The sequence below is a fragment of the Paenibacillus sp. EB106-04-04-XG159 genome (genome assembly GCF_058791835.1).
This window is the reverse complement of sequence record NZ_JBYTDY010000005.1, coordinates 250,420-272,747: the sequence shown is the minus strand read 5'-3', so window position 1 is coordinate 272,747 and position 22,328 is coordinate 250,420. Positions and strand designations below refer to the sequence as shown.

At 48.0% G+C, this 22,328-nt stretch carries 15 protein-coding genes; 7 read left to right on the top strand and 8 right to left on the bottom strand.

What is annotated here, in order from left to right:
• Window positions 1–98: 98 nt before the first annotated feature.
• The 7 genes from AC3WTP_RS08645 to AC3WTP_RS08615 all read right to left on the bottom strand — a co-directional run bounded on the left by AC3WTP_RS08645 (window position 99) and on the right by AC3WTP_RS08615 (window position 8,706).
• Window positions 99–545: a hypothetical protein gene (locus AC3WTP_RS08645; protein WP_492394185.1), complete on the bottom strand. Its 447-nt coding sequence runs from the start codon at window positions 543–545 to the stop codon at window positions 99–101.
• Window positions 546–794: 249 nt separating this feature from the next.
• Window positions 795–1,310, bottom strand: coding sequence for an SHOCT domain-containing protein (locus AC3WTP_RS08640; protein ID WP_492394184.1), 516 nt, complete (start codon window positions 1,308–1,310; stop codon window positions 795–797).
• Window positions 1,311–1,654: 344 nt separating this feature from the next.
• Window positions 1,655–4,009: a beta-galactosidase gene (locus AC3WTP_RS08635; RefSeq protein WP_492394183.1), complete on the bottom strand. Its 2,355-nt coding sequence runs from the start codon at window positions 4,007–4,009 to the stop codon at window positions 1,655–1,657.
• 29 nt (window positions 4,010–4,038) lie between these two features.
• The gene (locus tag AC3WTP_RS08630; RefSeq protein ID WP_492394182.1) at window positions 4,039–5,445 is read right to left on the bottom strand and encodes a sulfatase family protein; all 1,407 of its coding nucleotides are present in this window, start codon (window positions 5,443–5,445) and stop codon (window positions 4,039–4,041) included.
• A 107-nt stretch (window positions 5,446–5,552) separates the two neighbouring features.
• Window positions 5,553–6,407: a carbohydrate ABC transporter permease gene (locus tag AC3WTP_RS08625; protein WP_492394200.1), complete on the bottom strand. Its 855-nt coding sequence runs from the start codon at window positions 6,405–6,407 to the stop codon at window positions 5,553–5,555.
• Window positions 6,408–6,454: 47 nt separating this feature from the next.
• Window positions 6,455–7,345 carry a carbohydrate ABC transporter permease gene (locus AC3WTP_RS08620; RefSeq protein ID WP_458569168.1) on the bottom strand — a complete coding sequence of 297 codons (891 nt, stop codon included), beginning with the start codon at window positions 7,343–7,345 and terminating at the stop codon, window positions 6,455–6,457.
• Window positions 7,346–7,440: 95 nt separating this feature from the next.
• On the bottom strand, window positions 7,441–8,706 hold the full coding sequence (locus AC3WTP_RS08615; RefSeq protein ID WP_492394181.1) for a sugar ABC transporter substrate-binding protein: 1,266 nt from the start codon (window positions 8,704–8,706) through the stop codon (window positions 7,441–7,443).
• A gap of 490 nt (window positions 8,707–9,196) precedes the next feature.
• Here AC3WTP_RS08615 and bglX point away from each other — a divergent pair, with 490 nt between their 5' ends.
• From bglX to AC3WTP_RS08580, 7 genes are all read left to right on the top strand, one after another.
• The gene (bglX, locus tag AC3WTP_RS08610; protein WP_492394180.1) at window positions 9,197–11,377 is read left to right on the top strand and encodes a beta-glucosidase BglX; all 2,181 of its coding nucleotides are present in this window, start codon (window positions 9,197–9,199) and stop codon (window positions 11,375–11,377) included.
• Window positions 11,378–11,407: 30 nt separating this feature from the next.
• Entirely contained in the window at window positions 11,408–14,761 is a 3,354-nt protein-coding gene (locus tag AC3WTP_RS08605) for a GH36-type glycosyl hydrolase domain-containing protein (RefSeq protein WP_492394179.1), read from the top strand.
• An 86-nt stretch (window positions 14,762–14,847) separates the two neighbouring features.
• The gene (locus tag AC3WTP_RS08600; protein WP_492394178.1) at window positions 14,848–15,822 is read left to right on the top strand and encodes a LacI family DNA-binding transcriptional regulator; all 975 of its coding nucleotides are present in this window, start codon (window positions 14,848–14,850) and stop codon (window positions 15,820–15,822) included.
• A 270-nt stretch (window positions 15,823–16,092) separates the two neighbouring features.
• A complete protein-coding gene (locus AC3WTP_RS08595; RefSeq protein ID WP_492394177.1) occupies window positions 16,093–17,118 on the top strand; it encodes a carbohydrate-binding family 9-like protein in 1,026 nt (341 codons plus the stop codon).
• Between the two features lie 31 nt (window positions 17,119–17,149).
• Window positions 17,150–19,729: a transglutaminase family protein gene (locus tag AC3WTP_RS08590; RefSeq protein WP_492394176.1), complete on the top strand. Its 2,580-nt coding sequence runs from the start codon at window positions 17,150–17,152 to the stop codon at window positions 19,727–19,729.
• Between the two features lie 82 nt (window positions 19,730–19,811).
• Complete coding sequence (locus tag AC3WTP_RS08585; protein WP_492394175.1) at window positions 19,812–20,273, top strand: VOC family protein; 462 nt, start codon at window positions 19,812–19,814, stop codon at window positions 20,271–20,273.
• A 354-nt stretch (window positions 20,274–20,627) separates the two neighbouring features.
• Window positions 20,628–21,605, top strand: a complete 978-nt coding sequence (locus tag AC3WTP_RS08580; RefSeq protein ID WP_492394174.1) for a diaminopimelate dehydrogenase — start codon at window positions 20,628–20,630, stop codon at window positions 21,603–21,605.
• An 82-nt stretch (window positions 21,606–21,687) separates the two neighbouring features.
• Here AC3WTP_RS08580 and msrA read toward each other — a convergent pair whose 3' ends face one another.
• Window positions 21,688–22,254, bottom strand: coding sequence for a peptide-methionine (S)-S-oxide reductase MsrA (msrA, locus tag AC3WTP_RS08575; RefSeq protein ID WP_492394173.1), 567 nt, complete (start codon window positions 22,252–22,254; stop codon window positions 21,688–21,690).
• Window positions 22,255–22,328 lie beyond the last annotated feature (74 nt).

The following is a 22,328-nucleotide window of genomic DNA, read 5'->3' as shown; positions in this document are numbered from 1 at the left end:
CTCTGTTAAACCGAGCTGAGGAAAATAAACCAACTGTTTTTGTTTTTTACACTGTCTACTTGACAGGTAGCACTTCAATGATCCTATGGCTCTTTATCCTACTTTAATGGCTTAGCTTTAAATTCTGAACGCATTTCATCATAAGTATTCTTTAGTGCTTCATTTTCTACGTTGCTATTAAATGCAAATCCCAACTTACCTTCTAAAATCAAAACGATAATTTCATTTTGCTCTCCATTAACTGATCCGCTTATCAGTACCAGAGTGCCCTTTTCTCCCTTTTCTTCATAATCAATGGATTCAATGACTTTTGGATCTTTAAGCATTTCACTTTCTTCTAACACATTCGATTGTCCCAGTTGGAAAAGTGGCTTAATATCAGGATGGACGTTTTCCTCAACAAATTTCTTTTTAGCCTCTACATCAGTTTCATTCATGAATGAGTTGATGTAATCGACTGCAAGTTTTTCATCTGCTTTGTTAGATGAACCACAACCAGCAAAAATGACGGACATTAAAACGAACAACACTGCTATCTTTTTCATATTACCCCTCCTAAGAAATGATGTCACAAATAGATATTGTACATGATTTCCAGTAGTAATGAAGTAATAATTATAAAAAGTTCAAAATATTGCCTAAATTGGTACGCGGTAATGATCCCTCTCGAAATGGGGAGGTCAGGGTTTAATTACCTTCATCAGCACCACTACCGATATGAAAAACAGCGCAGCTTCTCGAGTAACCGAGAGCCGCGCTATTGTATGTTCATGAGTATGTTTTTCTAATATGTATCACAATTTGGCTAGTAGCTCAGCTTTCTTGGCCTCGAATTCTTCGGCTGTAATCACGTTCTGATCTCTTAGCTTAGCGAGCTTCTCCAGCTTGGCAAGAGCATCGTCCTCGTTATTAGCTGTTACGTGAATCGTAGCGGGGGCTTTCGCCGTGTCTCTCAATTTATATATTATTTGTTCGATCTTAATAAACTGATCATATGAAGCGGATGCAAACATGACCGTATTCTCATCCTTGGCGAGATCCATATGCGAACTTGTTCGCTTGGTGCGATCACCGCTCCCGCTGGATATAATCTGAAAGAAGCCTCTTGTGAATATACTAGGCTTTTTAAGATCAATAGAAGAAATGCTAGAAATGGAATATGTCTTGATTGATTTCTTCTCCAATAATTTACCTCTTACTAAGTAGACGATACTAGAAGTCACGGCAATTAATCCGTTCATGCCTTCTTCAAGTAACATCACATCTTTTGGGTTCACTTTTTCAAATAAATAGGATTGTAATTTAGACAATATTAACTCCCCCTACATGGTCTTATTGGTTAAGGCAGGTGTTATATTCTATGCTATTTCCTACTCAAGTTTGTCCATATGGTAGATAGAACCACATGTAAGTACCTACATAGTTTAATATACTATTTCACATATCAAAAGTCTTTATTTACCAACCTATATTTTTGATATTTTTTTGAATCGATCCACTAGTTTCATTACATCGTCAAACATAGAATTCGTATATGAAGCAGCAATAGCAGGGGAGTAGATAGAATCGGTCTGTGACAATTTGGAAAATGGGGGGCGGTAAAGAAAAAGCTGCCACACAAGCGGATATCGCTCGCGTGGCAGCCTTATTCAAGTTATGCAAAGCGCAGGTTAACGGCTGCTTTCGTTTCGTCCATAGCAATCTTGAAGCGGCCATCGCCTAAAGCTTCAATGTTCACTCCTGGTTGAGACTGCGGTGCTAAGCCGCGAGTCTGCACCTCGATCGTCTTAGGCTCAGTAGCTGGTGCAATCGAGAGTACCAGTTCATTTCCGATAGTCTCTAAACCGGTAAATTCGGCAGTAGAGGAGATGATCTTCAGCTCGTCTGTCAGTGCTACGTTGATCGGCAGCATCAGACCAGAGTTCGCACCAACTTCAATCGTGGCTCCGTTGAACAGCAGTTCGCCGCGGAAACGGACAGTCGTCTTCTTAGACCAGAAATCGAAGTTGTGCATGAATACGAACATGCTGCCATCTTCCGACTTCCGTATCGAAACATCCAATTCAGCATCAAGCTGAATATCGGATGAGAAGCCTACCTGTTTCATGACGAGTCCAATGACATCCTTCTGATACTCGAAGTCGCCGGATAATGTCATACCGAATACGTACGCAGTACCTGCGCCAATCTTCTTCTCGAACGCAACAGCTTCTCCATTGCCTTCATGCCATGCGAATGCACCGTCTTTTGCGTCATACGTTTCTACTTCGTTGCAATAGATAGAGTCCATCTTCTCCATGCGAGCGAAGTCATTCTTGAACTTATTCAGCACACGTGAGTTAAGTGCATCCATCAGAATCGTACAAGGCTTGCCATCCATGCCCTTGCTAGGCAGTTCTGGGAAGATGATGAGCTTGCCGCCGCGCTCCACATAGCTTACAAGTCTGCGTTGAACATCCGCAGCCATCCACTCTGTTGAGAACATCCACAACACAGGAGTGCGCTTCACGTCGATGTCTTCTTGCTTCAGCATATTGTAGGCGTCTACCACCACATTATGGTGAACGAGGAATTTCACGAAGCTGCTGTTAAAGTTGACTTCTCTAGCTTGCTTCAGTCGTTTCGCAACACCTTCCGTGATTTCATTATGATACTCGGTCATGTAATAGTCCGGATAGAAGCCGAGAGTTGTATCGAACTGCGGCTTTGTATTAGCAAGCTTGGAACCGTACAGCTTCAGCATCTTACCGATATGCTGGATAGTGCCATAATGCGGGCGCAGCGAGCCGTCGAGCGCAACAGGCGTCTGCCAATCATGACGGCGACCGAAGATGCCGATGCCGTTATAGTTCTCGCCGCCAACGAACATGTAATAGTTGATCGCATCCATACCAGCAGCAACACAGAGGCGAGTCGTCAGGTCGAATGTTTTCGGCTGCAGACGAGGGCGGTCGAAGATGCATCCGCCTTGGAACTCAGCAGAGAACAACGGCTGATTCGCAGGTTGAACAGCGCGTGTAAAGGCATTTGCCAATATGATATCGATGTAGTTATCGTATTCGATATTGCCAAGGTAGTAGTCACCAGCGAACATCGTGCCTTCTACTTCTCCAGTATCCATCAGCTGTGACAGCCCGATTGGATACATCGTGCCGCGCTTAACCAGATCATCTGTATGGAAGCCATGCACATTGATAACAAACGGCAGATCAATATCGTAGCTATTCGCAAGCTTCTTCAATTGATCAACATACATGCGGTAGTATTGACGATGGAAATGTCCGCTTACTTGCTGCATCGGCAATGCGTATGCTTCAGTAGGGTTCTTAAGCTCTTGGCGAATAAATGCTGCTGCTTCATCTTTCGTGATGCCGTAGGTTTCCTTCATTTCTTCTTCTGAGTAATACTCGCAGAAATAAGGAACAAAGGCATCCAAGGTAGAATCATTAAAGTCGATCTGATTCGTAACCCAGTTCAGCATGCCAATCTCATTATCGAGCTGGAACATCACAACAGGCCCGCCGTTCTGTACTTGATAAGGCGCCAGCAGGCCGCAGATTTCGCGGTACCAGATGTTGACCTTGTCAAGGAATACAGGACTCATATAGCTCGCGATGCGGCTTTCATGTCGGCTGCCGTCCTTCTTATGAGCACAGCCTTCAGGGTAGCGGTCAATAAACCAGCCTGGAACGCCATGATCAATGATTTCCGCCATAACATAAGGGCCTGGACGTACCAGACAATACATGCCTTCCTCTGCGATCAGATCAAGGAAGTGCTTAATGTCCTTCTCAGGGAAAGTACGGCCTGTCAGGTCGATGTCTCCTTCTTCCTGCTCGTGAAACACCCATGGAATATAGGTGCTGACCAGGTTGCCGCCCGTTTCCTTGATCGAGCGAATTCGCGCTCTCCAATCTTTCTTCGGTACGCGGAAATAATGCAATTCTCCACCGTACAATATCGTATCTTGTCCGTTAATCGTTATCTTCTGATCATGTATTTGTATCATATGATGAATGCCTCCGATGAATTATAAGTTTAATGAACAGCTTCATCCTTCGCGTCTGCAATCAATTGCTCCAATTCAGCAGTCAATGATTTCACGCGATCGGCGTATTCTGGGGAGTTATATACATTGTTCAGTTCGTACGGATCTTGCTTGAGGTCAAACAGTTCCCATTCTGGCGGACGATCCTCGTCCCTTGAATCGGTCGTGCCAAGCGCCTGTGCATAATAGTAGATCAGCTTATAGTCATGCGTGCGAATTCCGTAGTGGGAGTAGACTTCATGACAGCCGTCTAAGTGCATCCAGTAGCGGTAATACATCGATGTCCGCCAATCATCTGGCGTCACACCGTTAAACTGTGGGCGAATGCTCTTGCCCTGCATGCGCTCGTGAATCGGCAATCCGGCATATTCGAGGAACGTCGGTGCAAAGTCTGTGTTGAGAACGATGTCCGAGTTTACGATGTCAGGCTTGATTTCACGCGGATAACGTACCAGGAATGGCATGCGAAGGGATTCCTCATACATAAAGCGCTTATCGAACCATCCATGATCACCGAGGAAGAAGCCCTGATCGGAGGTATAGATCACGATCGTATCCTCTGCCAAGCCTGCTTCATCCAAGTAGTCCAGCATTCTGCCGACGTTATCATCGATGGATGCGATGCAGCGCAAGTAGTCTTTCATATAACGCTGGTACTTCCAACTTCTCACTTCTTCAGGAGTTAATCCTTCTGGCGGCGCGCCTTTCGTATCGAGATCATTCAGATCATCAATGCGCATCTTAGCTTGAACCGCTGCTTGAGAGCGAGTGGCGTAATCATCGTTAAATGTCTCAGGTTCCGGAATATCAATATCTTCATACAGGTGCATATGCTTCTTGTCCGGCTCCCAATGACGGTGAGGTGCCTTGTGATGGCACATGAGCATGAATGGATGTTCAGGATCACGGTCCTTGATCCAATTCAAGGACATATCGGTAATAATATCGGTCACATAGCCTTCATAACGCTTCTTATTACCCATCTCGATCATGTCTGGATCATAGTAGTCTCCTTGATCCGGAAGTACATTCCAGTAGTCGAAGCCAGTAGGATCATAGTTTCCGCCGTGCCCCAGATGCCATTTTCCGATCATAGCGGTTTGATATCCGTCTGCTTGCAGCAGCTTAGGGAATGTGACTTGTCTGCCGTCCAGATCGTCTCCAAGTGTCTTAACGCCATTGATATGGTTGTATACACCGGTAAGGATAGTAGCTCGGCTTGGCGCACAGATCGAGTTCGTGCAGAAGCAATTGTCGAAACGAACGCCTTCGTTCGCGATTCGATCCAGATTCGGAGTCGAATTCACTCGGCTGCCATAGGCGCTGATCGCATGCGAGGCGTGATCATCTGACATAATAAACAGAATATTGGGACGCTTGTATGTCTCTTGTGACATGCCATTCACCCTTTCATGAAACTATTAATTATGTTAAAAGCCGCTGGAGTCATAGACTCCAGCGGTAGTTTGATGATGCGTTATGAAAGCTACCATACTTCATGTCATTATTTCATGCCTGATATTGAGAAGTTTTCAATAATATGCTTCTGGAAATAAGTAAAGATGATCATAACTGGGACGACCATGAATGCTGCACCTGCCATCTGCAGTGCGTAGTTGCTGCTGTATTGTCCCTTCAATAGAGATAGTCCAACAGACAATGTATACAGACTCTCGTCGTTGGCGATAATCAACGGCCACAAGAAGCTGTTCCAGCCGCCGATGAAAGCCAAGACTGCTTGTACAGCCAAGATCGGCTTCGAGATTGGCAAGACGATCTGTGCGAAGATGCGATATTCACTCGCTCCTTCTAGGCGAGTCGCCTCGAGCAGCTCAGTCGGTATGGTAGACATGAACTGTCGGAACAAGAAGACCCCGAATGCACCAACGAGACTTGGAAGAACGACACCGATCATCGTATTGGTCAGACCCATCGAGTTAAGAATCAGATATACCGGAATCATGGTAACTTGCGATGGAATCATCATCGTTGCCAGAACGAGTACGAACAAGCTTTTCTTACCTTTGAAATCGTACTTGGCAAATCCATATCCTGCAACAGCATTAAGCATCATGCCGCATAACGAGAAGAATACGACGATCAGGGTATTAACCAAATAAACATCGAAGTTCATTTTGGTAAACAGATCTTTATAATTATCAAATGTGAACGTCTCCGGCCACAGGGTAGGCGGAATCGACATAATCTCTGCCTCTGGCTTGAATGAGGATAGAATCATCCACACGAAGGGAAGCATGAACAGGATGCCGCCTATTGTCAGCACAATGCCAACGACCCACTGAAATAGCTTGTGCTTTTGATCTGCGCTAAAAGACTTTGATTTATGATTATTGGGCATTGATTTCGAATTAACAGTAGTTGAGCTCATAGATGCACCTCCGTTTCTTACACCATGTCGGTATCATTTTTCTGCACTTTTAATTGAATAAGCGTGATGGTTATAATGGCTGCGAACAGTATGAATGAGCCTGCGGCCGCATAACCAAAGTTGCTCAATTGGAAGCCGTTATTGTAAATGAACAATGCTACCGAGGTTGTGCCGTCGAGAGGTCCGCCTTTTGTCATAATCATCGGTTCTTCAAAGAATTGCAGCCAACCAATCATAGTTGTAATCGATACGAAGAAGATCGCGAAGCGCAGCATAGGTACTGTAATATTTCTTATTTGCTGCCATGTATTCGCTCCATCCAGCTGTGCAGCTTCATAATAGGACTTCGGTATGCCTTGAAGCGCAGCGATGAAGATGATCATATTAAGACCAATTGCTCTCCAGAGCGCGAGCAGAATAAGCGATACTTTCGCCATCGTCGGATCTGTCAACCATGGAACTGCCGGCAGGCCGACTTGATCCAGCACGTAGTTTAATAGGCCGAGCGTTGGATTGTACATGTAACTCCATACAACAGCTACAGCGACAACGTTAGTTACAGAAGGCAAGTAGTAAACGACACGAAATGCTTTGAATATTCGCGACGTTCCGAGATTGATCAATATGGCGATGCCAAGTGAAAACAGAATAACGAGCGGAACGCCGATAATAACGTAGAACAACGTATTGCTGATGGCTTTCAGAAAGAGAGGGTCAGCCATAACCTCGACATAGTTGTCAAACCCGACAAAATCGACATTGCTCAGGTTTCCTAATCCACTCATGTCCATGTCTGTAAAGCTGATGAACAGAGCGACTACAATCGGAACTAATGAAAACAAAGTGAGCAATATTAATGTTGGCGCTATGAAGAAGTATGGAGCTCTACGATTTAAAAAAGCTTTCATAACGAATCATCACTTCCTTTACTCTTACGTCCAGTACAAGTAGATTAATAGGAGCTAACCGGCATTTCTGCCGGTTAGCGGATTATACTAGATTCTTATTTGCTAAGGATCTTCTCGACTTGCTTATTGAATTCATCCATTTCTTTTTGTACGTCTGCTTTACCACGGTAAATTCTCTCAAAGCTCTTAACGTATACTTGGCTGATTTCATCCCATTCCTTAATTACCGGTACAGGCGCTGAATTATCCAATTGTTCGCGGATAACTTTGTAGTTAGCATCGGTTGTGAATACCTCGTTCTCCCATGCAGCAGTTGAAGCAGGCAGAGCGCGGGACATTTCAAACCATTTCAATTGAGTTTCAGGCTTGCTCATGTAAGCAATGAATTTCGCGGCAGCATCTTTTTGAGTTGAATATTCGAAGATGGACAAGCCGGAACCGCCCAAGATGGACATGTTGTTTTCTTTCTTAGGCAATACGGCTGTTGCCCATTTGCCTTCCAATTCTGGAGCCTGATCTTGGATCATCTTAATCATCCAAGGACCGCTGATGAACATAGGTACGATACCTTCGTCTTTAAACGCAACGATCGTATCAAGTCCAAGATCGACCGGAGTAGATCCGTTTTGGAAGAAGCTGTTAGCATATTCAACTGCTTCTACGAACTCAGGCTGGTTTAACAATGGCTTGCCGTTTGCATCAAACCACTCGGAACCGTTCTGACGAGCGAACATGAAGCCGAGGGATTGTTCTTTAGCATCGATCGACATACCGTATTTGCCTTCGCCGCGAGCAGCAAGCTTCTGAGCGGCATCGGATAATTCTTCCCATGTTTCAGGAGCTTTATCGTAACCAACTTCTTTCAGCAAGTCTGTACGGTAATAGAGGAAGCGAGTATCTACGTACCAAGGAGCTGAAAGGTATTTTCCGTCGTATGTTGCGAATTCAGCTGCACCTGAATAGAAGTTTTCTTGCTTCAATTCAGGATATTGTTCAAGGTAAGGTGCCAGGTCAGCGATTGCGCCTGCATCACCGAATTCTGGAATCCAAGATGAACCCATTTGGACAACGTCTGGACCTTTTTTGGATGCGATAGCAGTCAGCAATTTATCATGTGCTTGATCCCAAGGCATAGCCAGTACATTTACTTTGATGTCAGGGTTTTCTTTCGTGAACTCTTCAGCGAGCTGAGGAAGTATCTTGCCTTCTTCGCCCATAGCCCATACGTTAAGAGTAACTTGCTCTCCAGTCTTTCCATCAGTAGTACCTTGAGCTGCGTCATCGTTCTTGGATGAGCACCCTGTGAGTACACCCATAAACAACATTGTTGTGGCCAAAACAATCGATAATGATTTCTTCATGCTGATTATTCCTCCTAGTTATTCAAGATGTGTTTTATTCATTTCATTATTGCACACTTTATTGCAGACTTACATTCTGTGAACAATCCGATAGAATGCCTTGCACCTCCACATGCCTTGGTATGATCGCCCCTTAGGATTGCCTTAACAAAACAGAAAGCTCGAAATAAAGCGCTGTCTTGAAACGTTTCGATATGTCAATAATATAGCAATGAAAGCGGTAATGCACAAGATCAAAACGTTTCGATTCACAGTATAAACTATTCTGAAATCGCATTCAAGTACATTTTTCTAAAAAATAAAAACGATTCGATTTCTTTGTAATCGCATTATTGTTACGGTTGACTGTATTAAAACAGAGCTTTATAATCAAATTCATATGAATAAAAACGTTTCGAGTATGCGTTTTCTATTTCAATTACCGATGAAGAGCAACATGGAGCCCATATTACCGGTATCATTCTACTTGAGACATAGGGCTGGCCATGAGATGGAGGTTATACCTTTGACGGAACAACAATTGATATCACTGATGAAGCAGATGACACGTGCTGAGAAGATCGCGCAGCTGCTGCAATTGGCACCACCTTTTTATGAAGGTGTAAATAGTGAAGGGCAAATTACCGGTCCAATGGCCTCCTTAGGTATCACAGAAGAAACGGTTCGTAATTCGGGTTCCGTTCTGGGATTGACTGGGGCTGCTAGTGTAGCAGCAGTTCAAGAGACTCATATGAAGTATAACCGATTGGGTATTCCCCTAATCGTTATGGCGGATATTGTTCACGGTTACAAAACGATCTTCCCGGTTCCGCTTGCGATCGGATGCTCCTGGGATATGGAGCTTGCGGAGCAAAGCGCAGCGGTTGCCGCGAAAGAAGCTGCGGCTGCAGGAGTGCATGTAACCTTCGCGCCGATGGTCGATCTGGTGCGTGACCCGAGATGGGGGCGCGTGATGGAATCGACAGGCGAGGATCCGTACTTGAACGGGGAGTTCGCTCGCGCGTTCGTTCGCGGATTTCAAGGAAGCGACCTGAGCAACGACACCAGCAAAGTTGCAGCGTGCGTGAAGCACTTTGCGGCATATGGCGCAGCAGAAGGCGGACGGGATTATAATACGGTCGACATGTCTGAATGGATGCGTCGCGAATATTATTTGCCTTCCTATAAAGCAGCGCTTGAAGAAGGCTGCGAGATGGTGATGACGTCCTTCAATACAGTGGATGGTGTGCCGGCAAGCGGCAATAAGCGATTGATGCGCGATCTGCTGCGGGATGAGTGGGGCTTCGACGGCGTGCTCATATCCGATTGGGGCGCGGTTAAGGAAATGATTCCGCATGGTGTAGCCGCTGATGAGAAGGAAGCTGCTTATAAGGCAATCCATGCAGGTGTAGATATGGAAATGATGACCTCATGCTATGAGCATCATCTGAATGAATTAATTGAAAGCGGCGAGGTGGATGAAGCGCTGATCGATGAAGCGGTGCTGCGCATTCTGAAGCTGAAGTCGAAGCTGGGGCTGTTTGAGAATCCGCTGCGCGGGGCAGATCCTGAGCTGGAGCAAACGGTTGTGCTCAGCGAAGAGCATCGCCGTGCGGCACACGATGCGGCACTTAAGGCGTGCGTGCTGCTTAAGAACGAAGGCGTACTGCCGCTTGCCAAAGAGCAGAAGGTGGCGCTTATCGGCCCGTTTGCGCAGAACGGCGACATTCTTGGGCCGTGGTCATGGCTCGGCTCGCGCGACGATGCTATTCAGCTTGCTGATGGCATGACCAGCATCGCGGGAGCAGCGCAGATCGCGATCGCTCCAGGCTGCGGCATCGAAAGCGCGGAGGAAGGGCAGCTGCAAGCTGCGATTGAGACCGCGAAGGCAGCCGATGTGATCGTGCTTGCACTTGGTGAGCACTCCGATATGAGCGGTGAAGCAGGCTGCCGCGCGGATATTCGCCTGCCTGCTATCCAATTGGTATTGATCGCGTCATTGAAGTCGCTCGGCAAGCCGATGGCTGTCGTGCTCTTTAACGGCCGTCCGCTTGATCTGCACGGTGTGATTGACCAAGCAGACGCGGTGCTGGAAGCATGGTATCCAGGAACTGATGGCGGCGCGGCTGTAGCGAAGCTGCTGTATGGCGAAGCTAATCCGTCCGGTAAGCTGACGATGTCATTCCCGTACAGCGTAGGACAGGTTCCGGTGTACTACAATAATTTCAATACAGGTCGTCCGCAGGGTGCTCCAGATGCCCAAGTGCGATATGTGTCGCAGTACCTGGACATTCCGAACGAAGCGCTGCTTCCATTCGGCTACGGCCTGAGCTATACGACTTTCTCCTATGGAGAGGCGGCTCTGTCTTCGCAGCTGATGACAGAAGAACAGCCTCTTGAAGTCACGATTCAAGTTGCGAATACAGGCGACATTGAAGGGGAAGAGGTTGTACAGCTCTATGTTCGCGATCATTCAGGAGACGTAGTCCGTCCATTGAAGGAATTGAAATCATTCCGCAAGGTGAAGCTCTTGCCGGGTGAAAGCACGCAAGTGACATTTACAATAACGGAACAACAGCTCCGTTATCATCATGCGGATCTGCAATATAGAAGTGATGCAGGTACATTCTCCGTTTATGTCGGCCCGAACAGCCGGGATGTTCAGGAGCTTGGATTCACATTGAAGAAGTAGTATACAATTCGAATGGAGTCGATGTCAGAGATGAAAGCAATGATGAACAACAATCCTACTATCCCGATTCGAGCGGGTGAAGTTACATTTACATTCATGACGAGCGGAGATATTCGCGACGTCATGTACGGCAAGATTATGGTCAACCAAGTCATGTCCAACCCGATCGACGGGGCTATGAACAACTTGTACTTGCGCATCCACGAACATGGCGCAATTCGCGTTGTGCCTATGCTGGGCATTCGTTCAGCAAGCCGCGTGAGCTTTGATGGGTCTCGCGCGCTGTATAAGGGTGAGACAGAAGGCGTATCGTATGAAGTTGTATTTACGCTGACTTCTGCAGGCATCTGGTTCTGGGATGTCCACGTCAAAGGAAACGGAGCAGAGGTTGATGTTATTTACGGTCAGGACCTAGGCCTCGCTGACCAAGGAGCAGTAAGAACGAATGAATCCTACATGGCTCAATATGTGGATCATGCTGTATTCCAGGACGAGAAGCGTGGATATGTGGTGTGCTCACGCCAGAATCAGCCGATGTCGAGCGGATTCCCATACACACAACAAGGATCGTTGACGAAAGCAATTGGCTATTCGACAGACGGCTATCAATTCTTCGGCTTGTCCTACAAGGAAACAAATGAGCCAGAGGCGCTTAAGCAGCAATCATTATCTAATGAAGTCTATCAATATGAGTTTACTTATACGGCGCTGCAATCGGAACGTGTTCAATTGCAAGGCGATGCCAGATTCGTATTCTATGGAATGGTGAAACCAGATCATGCTGATGCGGTTACAGCTCTCGAATATGAACAAGAAGTGCGTGACGCGTGGGCACAGGCTGAGACGATGCCGAAGGTAGAAGCAGAAGCAGAGCCTAAGGTGTGTGCTGCTGCTCTTCTTGGAGCTCCAATGCATTCGGAAGCGATGACGAAGGAAGAGCTGGATCGCTACTTCCCGAATCGTGGTCAGGAAGAATATGAAGGCAGTGAACTGCTCTCATTCTTCACAGATACGTATGAGCACGTCGTGATGAAAGAGAAAGAGATGCGTGTTGAACGTCCTCATGGCCACATCGTTATGACTGGTGACAATGCACGCATGAATGAACATGTGCTAACATCTACTTCTTATATGTACGGGATCTTCAATTCGCAGATCGTGTTGGGCAACACGTCCAACAATAAAATGTTGACGAATGCCCGCAACGCGCTGAATCTGCTGAAGACATCCGGACAGCGGATATACGTTGAGTACGAAGGCAAGTATCGTTTGTTGACGATGCCAGCCGTCTTCGAGATTGGCTTCAACTATGCGCGTTGGTATTACAAGATGGCAAACGATATGCTCATCATTACCAGCTTTACTGCGAATGATAAGCCGCAATTGCAGTTGAATGTGCGCTCTGAGAAGGGCCTTAATTATCGCTTCTTGGTAACGAATCAGCTCGCGATGAACAATAACGAGTATCTCGTTCCTTACCATATGGAGCAAACAGGCTCGACGTTGACGTTCCGTGCAGATGCGGCTTCGGATAGTGCAAGCACGCTGCCAGAGCTATGCTACAATATGCGCGTGTCTGGAACAGAGATGACAGTTAAGGACGAAACGATATTGGCTGAGCATGTTCAAGCTGGGTCTGCATCGCTTGTAGTGCTTGAGCTCGGATCAAGCAACGAGTGGAGCTTAACGGTACAGGGATTGTTGAACGGCGGCGATATGCCAATTCAAGACATGGATGAAGCAGCTGAGATTGCAGCTTACCGTGAATATATCCATACGGTTATGAACGGCTTCCATCTCTCCCACGACAATGGAGCAGCGCATCCAGAGCTGGAGAACTTCAATGCTCTTGCACACTGGTATACGCATAATATGCTGGTTCATTATTCGGTACCGCACGGACTTGAACAATATGGCGGTGCAGCTTGGGGAACGCGGGACGTATGCCAAGGACCAACTGAGTACTTTATGGCAACACAGAAATACGAGCAAGTGCGCGATATTCTGAAGACCGTGTACTCCCATCAATATGAGGACGATGGCAACTGGCCGCAATGGTTCATGTTCGACCGCTACTATCGTATTCAGCAGGAAGAAAGCCACGGCGATATCATCGTATGGCCGCTTAAGGTGATAAGCGATTATTTGCGCGCGACACACGACTTTGCGATCTTGCAAGAACAAGTGCCATATACGAAGCGAGAAGGCTTCGGCTTTACAGAGACGACAGATACGTTGCTTGGTCACGCGAAGAAGGAGCTTGAATATATTAAGCAGCACTTCCTGCATGATACGCATCTCTCTTCATACGGCGACGGAGACTGGGATGATACGCTGCAGCCTGCGAACAAGCAGTTGAAGCGTTACCTGATCAGCAGCTGGACAGTAGCCTTGACGTATCAAGTGTTCAATCAGTTGTCAGAGGTGCTTGGTGAAGCGGATCAGCAAACGGCTGCAGAGCTGAAAGAATTGGCTGAAGGCATCAAAGCGGACTTCAACCAATACATGCTCTCATCCGGTATCATTCCTGGCTTCGTCTACATGGAGAACCCAGGAGAAGCTGAGCTTATGCTTCACCCTACCGATAAGAAGACAGGCATTCAGTACCGCCTGCTGCCGATGACTCGAAGCATGATCAGCGAATTGCTGACAGATGAGCAAGCAGAAGCTCATTATCAGCTTATTAAGAAAGAGCTGTATTGCCCGGACGGCGTGCGCTTGATGAACCGTCCAGCTCACTATGCGGGCGGAGTCAGCCGCAACTTCAAGCGTGCCGAGCAGGCATCTAACTTCGGACGCGAAGTTGGCTTGCAGTATGTTCATGCGCATATTCGCTTCGTAGAAGCGATGGCGAAGCTGGGTAAGGCGGATGAAGCTTGGACAGGATTGCAGATGATCAATCCAGTCGGCCTGCGCGATGTTGTGCCGAATGCTGAGATTCGTCAAAGCAATTCCTACTACAGCAGCTCGGACGGGAAGTTCAACACACGCTATGAGGCTCAAGAGAGATTCGATGAGCTGCGTAAAGGGACTGTGAAGGTAAAAGGCGGATGGCGCATCTATTCAAGCGGCCCGGGGATCTATATGAACCAGTTGATCTCGAATTGTCTCGGCATTCGTCAAGACGGGGGAGACCTAGTCATTGACCCAGTGCTGCCGCGTGAGCTGGATGGACTTCACTTTGACTTTATGGTCAACGGCTGCAACGTACAATTTGAATACCGACTAAGCGGCAGTTCTGCAGCTCAAGTAACAATTAATGGGCAGGCAGTTGCAGCTGAAGCAGTGTCGAACCGCTACCGTGAAGGCGGCGTGCGAATCAATCGCCATCAGCTTAATGAGCTGTTGAAGGATCAACAAAATCTTATTATCATTCATCTGTAAAATTTTCCTTGCGGCGGTCTTTCGAGATCGCCGCATGATTTGTTATAGTAATAGTATTCATGCATTGAACGATAGGAGCGAGTATCGTGGTTAGTATTAAGGATATTGCCAGACAAGCAGGTGTTTCCATATCTACGGTTTCATATGCTTTAAACGGTAGTCCGAAAGTAACAGCAGAGACAAGCAGAAAAATACTTGAGGTCGCAAAAGAGCTGAACTACATTCCGAATGCTGCCGCGAGAACGTTGAAGAAGAGGGAAACGAAGATCATTGGCGCTTATTTAACTGACTTTGACGGCGCTTTTTATGGTGAGTTGCTGCAGGGCATGAAAGAGGTTCTGAATAAGAAGGGCTATGAGTTGATCATATGCAGCGGTCCGCAGTCGCATCGGCTGCTGGCTGAACGAACGCTGGATGGCGCAATCATATTGGACGGTTTCTTTCCAAGCGAGGAATTGATGCAGTATGCAGATCGCGGGCAGAAGCTGGTTGTGATGGACCGTGAGTTGAATCATGACAATGTTAGTCAGGTGCTGTTGGATAACAAGGCAGGGGCTACGCTTGCCGTAGAATATCTGATTGAAGCAGGCTATCGGAAGCTATATGTCATGACTGGACCACAGGACTCTTTCGACTCGGATCAGCGTATGAACGCGGTGCGACAAACGATTGAACGGAACCAACCGCTTGAATACATCGAGATTCCAGGGAACTTTCTCAAGTCGAGCGGCGAACAAACAGCCAAGCGCATCATAGAAGAGTATACGGAGCCAGTAGGCGTATTCTGCCTGAACGATGAGATGGCGATCGGGATGTACAACGTATTGAAAGATTCGCCTTATCGTATCGGTGAGCATATTCATATTGTCGGCTTCGATAATATCGAATTGGCGGAGTTCGTGCATCCGCGCCTTGCGACGATCGATTATTCGAAGCGCAGATGGGGTGCAGTAGCTTCAGAGAAGCTGCTTAAGCTGATTGCAGACGAGTCGGTGGAGCGGGAACGTATCTATGTCACGCTTATTAAGTCCGATTCGGTTGGTTGTTATGCAGGTAAGTGATTGAAGGTTATTTGCCGGGGGCTGTCTCATATGTCATGACCATGACTATGGGTCAACCCTTTATTTATTTTCCGGACATATGAAAAATGACTGGCGGATTACTTCAAAGATAAGATAAATTATGATAGGGGAGTTACCGATAACTTATTTTATGGAAATAAGCCGTATTCTATTGAATATGCTTACATATCCATCTAGTATATAGATGTAAAATAGGTTCATCATGAACTCCAACAACCACATATATTCATCTTTGAGGAGGATTTAAGTATGAATAGAAGCAGTATTCCGGAGCCGCATTCCGCGTTTAATCCGAAGCATTATGTGTGTCAGCGGGCGAAGGAAGCGTTTAAGCTTGACGGACGGCTGGATAAGCCGTTTTGGGAGCATGCTCCTTGGACAGATGATTTCGTTGATATTGAAGGCGACGCGAAGCCGCTGCCTAATAAATGGACTAGAGTTAAGATGCTCTGGGATGATGAATATTTGTATTTTGGAGCGGAGATGGAAGAGGATCAGATCTGGGCATATCAGACTGAACGTGATTCCGTTATTTTCTACGATAATGACTTTGAAATCTTCATAGATCCAGATGGGGACACTCACAACTATTATGAATTTGAGATAAATGCCTTGAATACGATCTGGGATCTGCTGCTGCCGAAGCCATATCGTGACGGTGGACCTGCTATTAACTCTTGGGATATTCGCGGTATCCAAACCGCGGTGCATATCAACGGCGAGGTTAACAACCCTGCTGCGGCCAATAAGGGCTGGAGTGTAGAGGTTGCTATGCCGTGGAGCGTGTTGAAGGAGTGCGCGCCGGAAGGGCGCAAGCCGAAGCATGGCGAGTACTGGCGCATCAACTTCTCTCGTGTGGAGTGGCAAGCGGAAGTAAAGAACGGCAAGTATGAGAAGGTCATTAATCCGGCTACGAACTCTGCTTATCCAGAAGATAACTGGGTATGGAGTCCGCAAGGAATTATCAATATGCATTATCCGGAAATGTGGGGCTTCGTCTTATTTGAAGATAGCGCGCAAGAAGAGCTCAAGTTCGAGATACCTGCGGATGAGCTGATCAAGTGGGAGCTGCGGAAGCTGTATTATCGCCAGCGCCAATATTATGCCGAGCATGGCACGTTTACGGATGAATTCGCTGAGCTCAAGAGAAATGATGTATGGAGCATTGATCCGCACATTGAAGCGATGGGCAACATGTTCCAAGTATCTGAACAGGCAAGCGATGGACAACGCTGGATCCGTATCCGTGAAGACGGCAAAGTATGGTTTGAATGATTCAACATTTGACATAGGACAGGTGAATGAAATGACAAACTTGGTGGGCTTCGCAGATGAGCGCATGTTGGAGCAGATGGAAGCGAAGTTTCAATATAAACGGAAAATAGCTGCAGGACGGGAGCAAGCTTTGTTCGGTGTGTTTGAGCAGCAGCTGACGAATGAAGAGCGTATTTGCTTGCAGTTCTTGTATGCTTATATGCCGCTGCATGATCTGGCTGATTATGACGGCGAGTTCTTCCTTGCGCATGTGCGCCGTACGTTGAAGACACGCGAATTGACGCCTTGGGGAAATAAGATTCCATTTTATATGTTCCTCAACTTTGTGCTTCCGTATCGTGTTAACAATGAGAACATCGATAACAACCGAGAAGTCATCTTTCATGAGCTGTATGACCGCGTGAAAGACAAGTCGATGTACGATGCTATTCTTGAAGCGAACTACTGGTGCCATGAGCGCGCAACTTATGTGGGTTCTGATATGCGCACCGTCGCTCCATTGACGCTGATGCGTACAGCGCTGGGACGCTGCGGCGAGCAATCGACACTGGGCGTAGCCGCGCTGCGCAGCATCGGTATTCCTGCGCGTCAATGCTATACGCCGCGCTGGGCGCACTGCGACTCGAACCATGCATGGGTTGAAGCATGGGCGGACGGCACGTGGCACTTCCTCGGCGCATGCGAGCCGGAAGCGCGCCTGAACGAAGGCTGGTTCCGCGCGCCATCGCGCCGCGCGATGCTCGTGAACACACGGGTGTCCGCTGATTATTGCGGACCGGAGGAGACCTGCTCCAATCATCCGTGGTACACGGAGATTAATTTGCTCAGCAACTATGCCCCTCACAAGACGATTACGATTAAAGTTGTGGATGAGGATGGCAAGCCGGTACATGCGGATGTTCATTTTCAGATGTACAACTTTGCGGAGTTCTACTCGGTCAGCACGCTGCCGACCAATGAAAAGGGCGAGGTTCAATTCACGACTGGCTACGGCGACCTGTTGATTCATGTTCGCAATGAAGATGGTTGGGGCTATCGCAAGATCTCGGTAGGCGATGCTGAGATGTTCGAAGTGACGCTGCAGGCGAATCCGGAGCAGGTGGAAACGCTGGACTTCACGATGGCAGCGCCAGTGGAGATCCCAGACAGCAGCGATGATCTGATGAGCGATGCAGAACGTGAAGCCAACGATTCTCGCGTTCAGCGCGGCACAGCGATCCGCACGGCATTCGAAACGGGCTTCTGGAATGAAGAGCAGTCGAACACGCTTGCTGATAAGCTCGGCCTGCCGCAGGATCGCGTATGTGCGGTGCTTAAGAACGCAAGAGGCAATAGCCCGGAGATTGCCAAGTTCCTGCAGCAGCAGACGCCGATTCACGGCGAGTATGCGCTCAAGCTGCTTGAATCGCTGCGTCCGAAGGATCCGCAGGATACGATGATCCCGACGCTTGAAGATCATCTGAACGGGTCTGCGGCATTCCGTGATCAGATCGAAGATGATGAGCTGTTCGTGAAGTATGTGCAATGTCCGCGCGTTCACTTTGAGATGATCGGACCTTACCGCGCATTCTTCCAAGCGGAGATTGCGGATGCGGATCGCGCCATCTATGCGCAGTATCCGCAAGCGTTAGTTGACCGCCTCGCGGAAGAGATTGAAGTGTTGAGCGATCAGGACCGCTATCAGGGCATGGCGACGCCGGTCGGCGCATTCCAGCTGAAGCATGTCGATCGCGTGAGCCGGAACATCTGCTTCGTGGCAATCGCGCGCAGCATAGGGATTCCAGCGCGCTTGGAGCCGCTGAATGCGCGTCCGCAATACTGGTACGCGGGTCAGTGGAACGACGCGAACTTCGAAGCGGATGCAAGCGCAGCTGTGAGCAAGGCATCTACAGGCTATGTCCAATTCTGCCGCAGCGGTCAAGAAGGAGATCCAGAAGCGGCATACGGCATGAACTTCTCGCTGGCGTTGCTGGAGAACGGCAGCTACCGAACGCTGACATTGCCGCACGGCGAGAAAGAAGTGTATGATAAGCCGATTGAGGTTATTAGCGGTCAATACCGCATCACGACTGGCACACGCCTTACAAACGGCTCGGTATTGGTTCGTTTTGCTTACTTCACGGTATCCGAAGGCGAAGTGACGAACGCGACGATCCAATTCCGCAAGGAAGAGATTGCAGTGCCTGTTCTAGGCACAGTCACGGAAGCACAGCGCGCTGCGCTTGCCGACATCGCGGGAGAAGAAGCGGCGAATGAATGCGCAGTGCTGGCATGGCTGGATCCTGAGCGTGAGCCATCCAAGCATCTGGCGCGCGAGCTGCGTGAATTGAAGGCGGAGCTGGATCAATGGGGCGGACGTATCGCGCTGCTGGCGGAAGACCAGCGGGACCGCGGCACGTTCAGCATGGATGGCTTACCTGAGCGCACGACGTATGATGTTGATATGGGCGGCGAATGTCTGGCTGCGATGCAATCTGCAATTGGCGACTGGAACGGTCAGGAGTATCCGCTGGTTCTCGTCGTGGATAAGCAGCATCAAGTGAGATACCGATTCCAAGGCTATAAGCTTGGCATCGGGGCAGACATTGTGAAGACGCTGAACAATCTATAAATGGAACTTATATAACGTATATACGTAGAATCATGCTGTGCTGAACCCTACTGAATAGATGCATAAAGGAGACGATCGGAATATGGAAAATGGTGTACTGGGAACGAACATAGTCACTCAGATAGGCATCATCGTTAAAGATATTGATCGGGTGTCCCAAGCCTATGCTGATTTTCTCGGTGTGGAGAAGCCGGCATGGTTCTTAACGGATACGGTGGATAAGTCTCAGACCGAGTACAAGGGCGCTTCGACTGTCGCGCGTGCGAAGCTGGCGTTCTTCAACTGCGGACAGCTGCAGATTGAGCTGATTGAGCCGGATGAGCATCCGAGCACATGGCGTGAATTTCTCGATGAGCACGGGGAAGGCGTGCATCATATTGCCTTCGGCATTCAAGGCATGAAAGAGAAGATCTCACTTCTCGCGAACAGCGGCATCCCGCTGGTGCAGAAGGGGGAGTACACAGGCGGTCGGTACGCTTACATGGACTCGGTCAAGGATCTGAAGGTGTTAATTGAACTATTGGAACATGATCATCGTGGATAGATACAATCTGCATATGGAACACGGAGGCGGCCTGCGGGGCCGCCTTTGCTGTATGGAGTAAGGACTGTGCTCCGCTCGAAGAACAACTTCGGTGATACGATTCTTTCTATTTGCACAATATGGATGAAAGTTTGGATTGATTCATGCATGGCGAGCAGCGTCAGACGCGGAACTAAATACATGAAATGCGGCTCAGAGGGCAGAATAAGAAGCGTTTGAGCGATTGAGGCACAATTATGGAGAAAATGAGAGATGCTCAGGATGACGTGAACGGCATTCGACCGTACATTGAAAATACTATAATATCTCTTATATACTGTATTCAGTCAGATTTGATATAAAGGGAGTGGAAGTATGCAAGCGCCAATTCGTATTGGTATTGTGGGTTATGGTAATTTAGGTCGCGGTGTTGAATATTCAATTCGTCAGAATCCAGATATGGAGCTCGTCGCTGTATTTACTCGTCGATCCCCTGAAAGTGTAAATGCAAGTGTACCAGCGGTTTCGCTGTCTGAAGTGGAAGCTTATAAAGGCAAGATCGATGTTATGATCCTGTGCGGGGGTTCAGCTACAGACCTTCCTGAACAAGGTCCTGCTATCGCGAAGCATTTTACAGCGGTAGACAGCTTCGATACGCATGCGCGCATTCCAGAATATTTTGATAAAGTGAATGCGGAAGCGGAAGCTAACGGCCATATCTCGGTCATTTCAACAGGCTGGGATCCAGGCTTATTCTCCTTGAATCGTCTATTGTTCGAATCTGTGCTTCCAGAAGGCCATGAGTACACGTTCTGGGGACGCGGTGTCAGCCAAGGACATTCCGACGCTATTCGCCGTATTCCAGGCGTTAAGGGCGGCGTACAGTATACCATTCCATCGGATGAAGCAGTTGCCAAAGTTCGTGCAGGAGAGAATCCGGAGCTTACGACTCGCGACAAGCACATTCGTGAATGCTTTGTTGTAGCGGAAGAGGGAGCGGATCAAGCAAGCATCGAAGAGCAGATCAAGACGATGCCAAACTACTTCTCCGATTACAATACGATCGTGAACTTTATTAGTGAAGAAGAGCTGAAGGCTAACCATAGCGCAATGCCGCATGGCGGGCTTGTATTCCGCAGCGGTACAACAGGCGAAGGCACGAAACAAATTATGGAGTTCGGCCTGAACCTGGGCAGCAATCCAGAGTTTACGTCCAGCGTGCTGGTTGCTTATGCTCGCGCGGCATACCGCTTGTCCCAGCACGGAGAGAGCGGAGCGCGCACGGTGTTCGACATTCCGTTCGGACTACTGTCGCCGCATTCCGCAGCAGAGCTGCGCGGCCGTCTGCTGTAACTTTATACCGTAGCAAGACAGCTGTCTAAGGGTATCCAATCCCTTTGACAGCTGTCTTTTTATTATACGGGACATCTGAACTTCACTTATTGGAAGACCAATGCTTCTGAATAAATTCATCCCGCCCCGATACCGCGCGATCCTGCTTATAATGCTCCGGCTCCTTGCGGTAATAGTCTTGATGATAGTCCTCCGCCGAATAGAATGGCGCCGTATCCCGAATCGGAGTGACGATCGGCTTGTCGAACCGCCCGCTTGCCGCGAGCTTGTCACGCGAGGCTTCAGCAAGCTCTCGCTGCTTCTCCGTATGCACGAAGATCGCTGTTGTATAGGATTCCCCACGATCTTGGAATTGTCCTTCAGAATCGGTTGGATCGATCTGCGCCCAGAATAACTCCAGCAGCTGCTCATAGCTGATCTTGCGCGGGTCATAGCTTATCTGAACCGCCTCCAGATGACCTGTTGTCTGCTTCTTCACCTGCTCATAGGTCGGATGGTCGACATGACCTCCCGTATAGCCGGATACGACCGCATGTACCCCATCCCATTGGTCAAATGGCTTCACCATGCACCAGAAGCAGCCTCCTGCAAAGGTTGCTAATTCTGCATTTTCAGTGTTAGCCGCTAATGTGAACTTCTCATCTTTCATAGATTGCACGACCTCCTCTACGCTGATGGTTAATAGTGGCTTATCCATCTATGTATCTAGTACAATTAGTTGTA

Bases quoted from the DNA above. Each gene is read 5' to 3' on its own strand.
- AC3WTP_RS08645 (WP_492394185.1), bottom strand. From the start codon at position 545: ATGAAAAAGATAGCAGTGTTGTTCGTTTTAATGTCCGTCATTTTTGCT.
- AC3WTP_RS08635 (WP_492394183.1), bottom strand. From the start codon at position 4,009: ATGATACAAATACATGATCAGAAGATAACGATTAACGGACAAGATACG.
- AC3WTP_RS08630 (WP_492394182.1), bottom strand. From the start codon at position 5,445: ATGTCACAAGAGACATACAAGCGTCCCAATATTCTGTTTATTATGTCA.
- AC3WTP_RS08625 (WP_492394200.1), bottom strand. From the start codon at position 6,407: ATGCCCAATAATCATAAATCAAAGTCTTTTAGCGCAGATCAAAAGCAC.
- AC3WTP_RS08620 (WP_458569168.1), bottom strand. From the start codon at position 7,345: ATGAAAGCTTTTTTAAATCGTAGAGCTCCATACTTCTTCATAGCGCCA.
- AC3WTP_RS08615 (WP_492394181.1), bottom strand. From the start codon at position 8,706: ATGAAGAAATCATTATCGATTGTTTTGGCCACAACAATGTTGTTTATG.
- bglX (WP_492394180.1), top strand. From the start codon at position 9,197: ATGGAGGTTATACCTTTGACGGAACAACAATTGATATCACTGATGAAG.
- AC3WTP_RS08605 (WP_492394179.1), top strand. From the start codon at position 11,408: ATGAAAGCAATGATGAACAACAATCCTACTATCCCGATTCGAGCGGGT.
- AC3WTP_RS08595 (WP_492394177.1), top strand. From the start codon at position 16,093: ATGAATAGAAGCAGTATTCCGGAGCCGCATTCCGCGTTTAATCCGAAG.
- AC3WTP_RS08590 (WP_492394176.1), top strand. From the start codon at position 17,150: ATGACAAACTTGGTGGGCTTCGCAGATGAGCGCATGTTGGAGCAGATG.
- AC3WTP_RS08585 (WP_492394175.1), top strand. From the start codon at position 19,812: ATGGAAAATGGTGTACTGGGAACGAACATAGTCACTCAGATAGGCATC.
- AC3WTP_RS08580 (WP_492394174.1), top strand. From the start codon at position 20,628: ATGCAAGCGCCAATTCGTATTGGTATTGTGGGTTATGGTAATTTAGGT.
- msrA (WP_492394173.1), bottom strand. From the start codon at position 22,254: ATGAAAGATGAGAAGTTCACATTAGCGGCTAACACTGAAAATGCAGAA.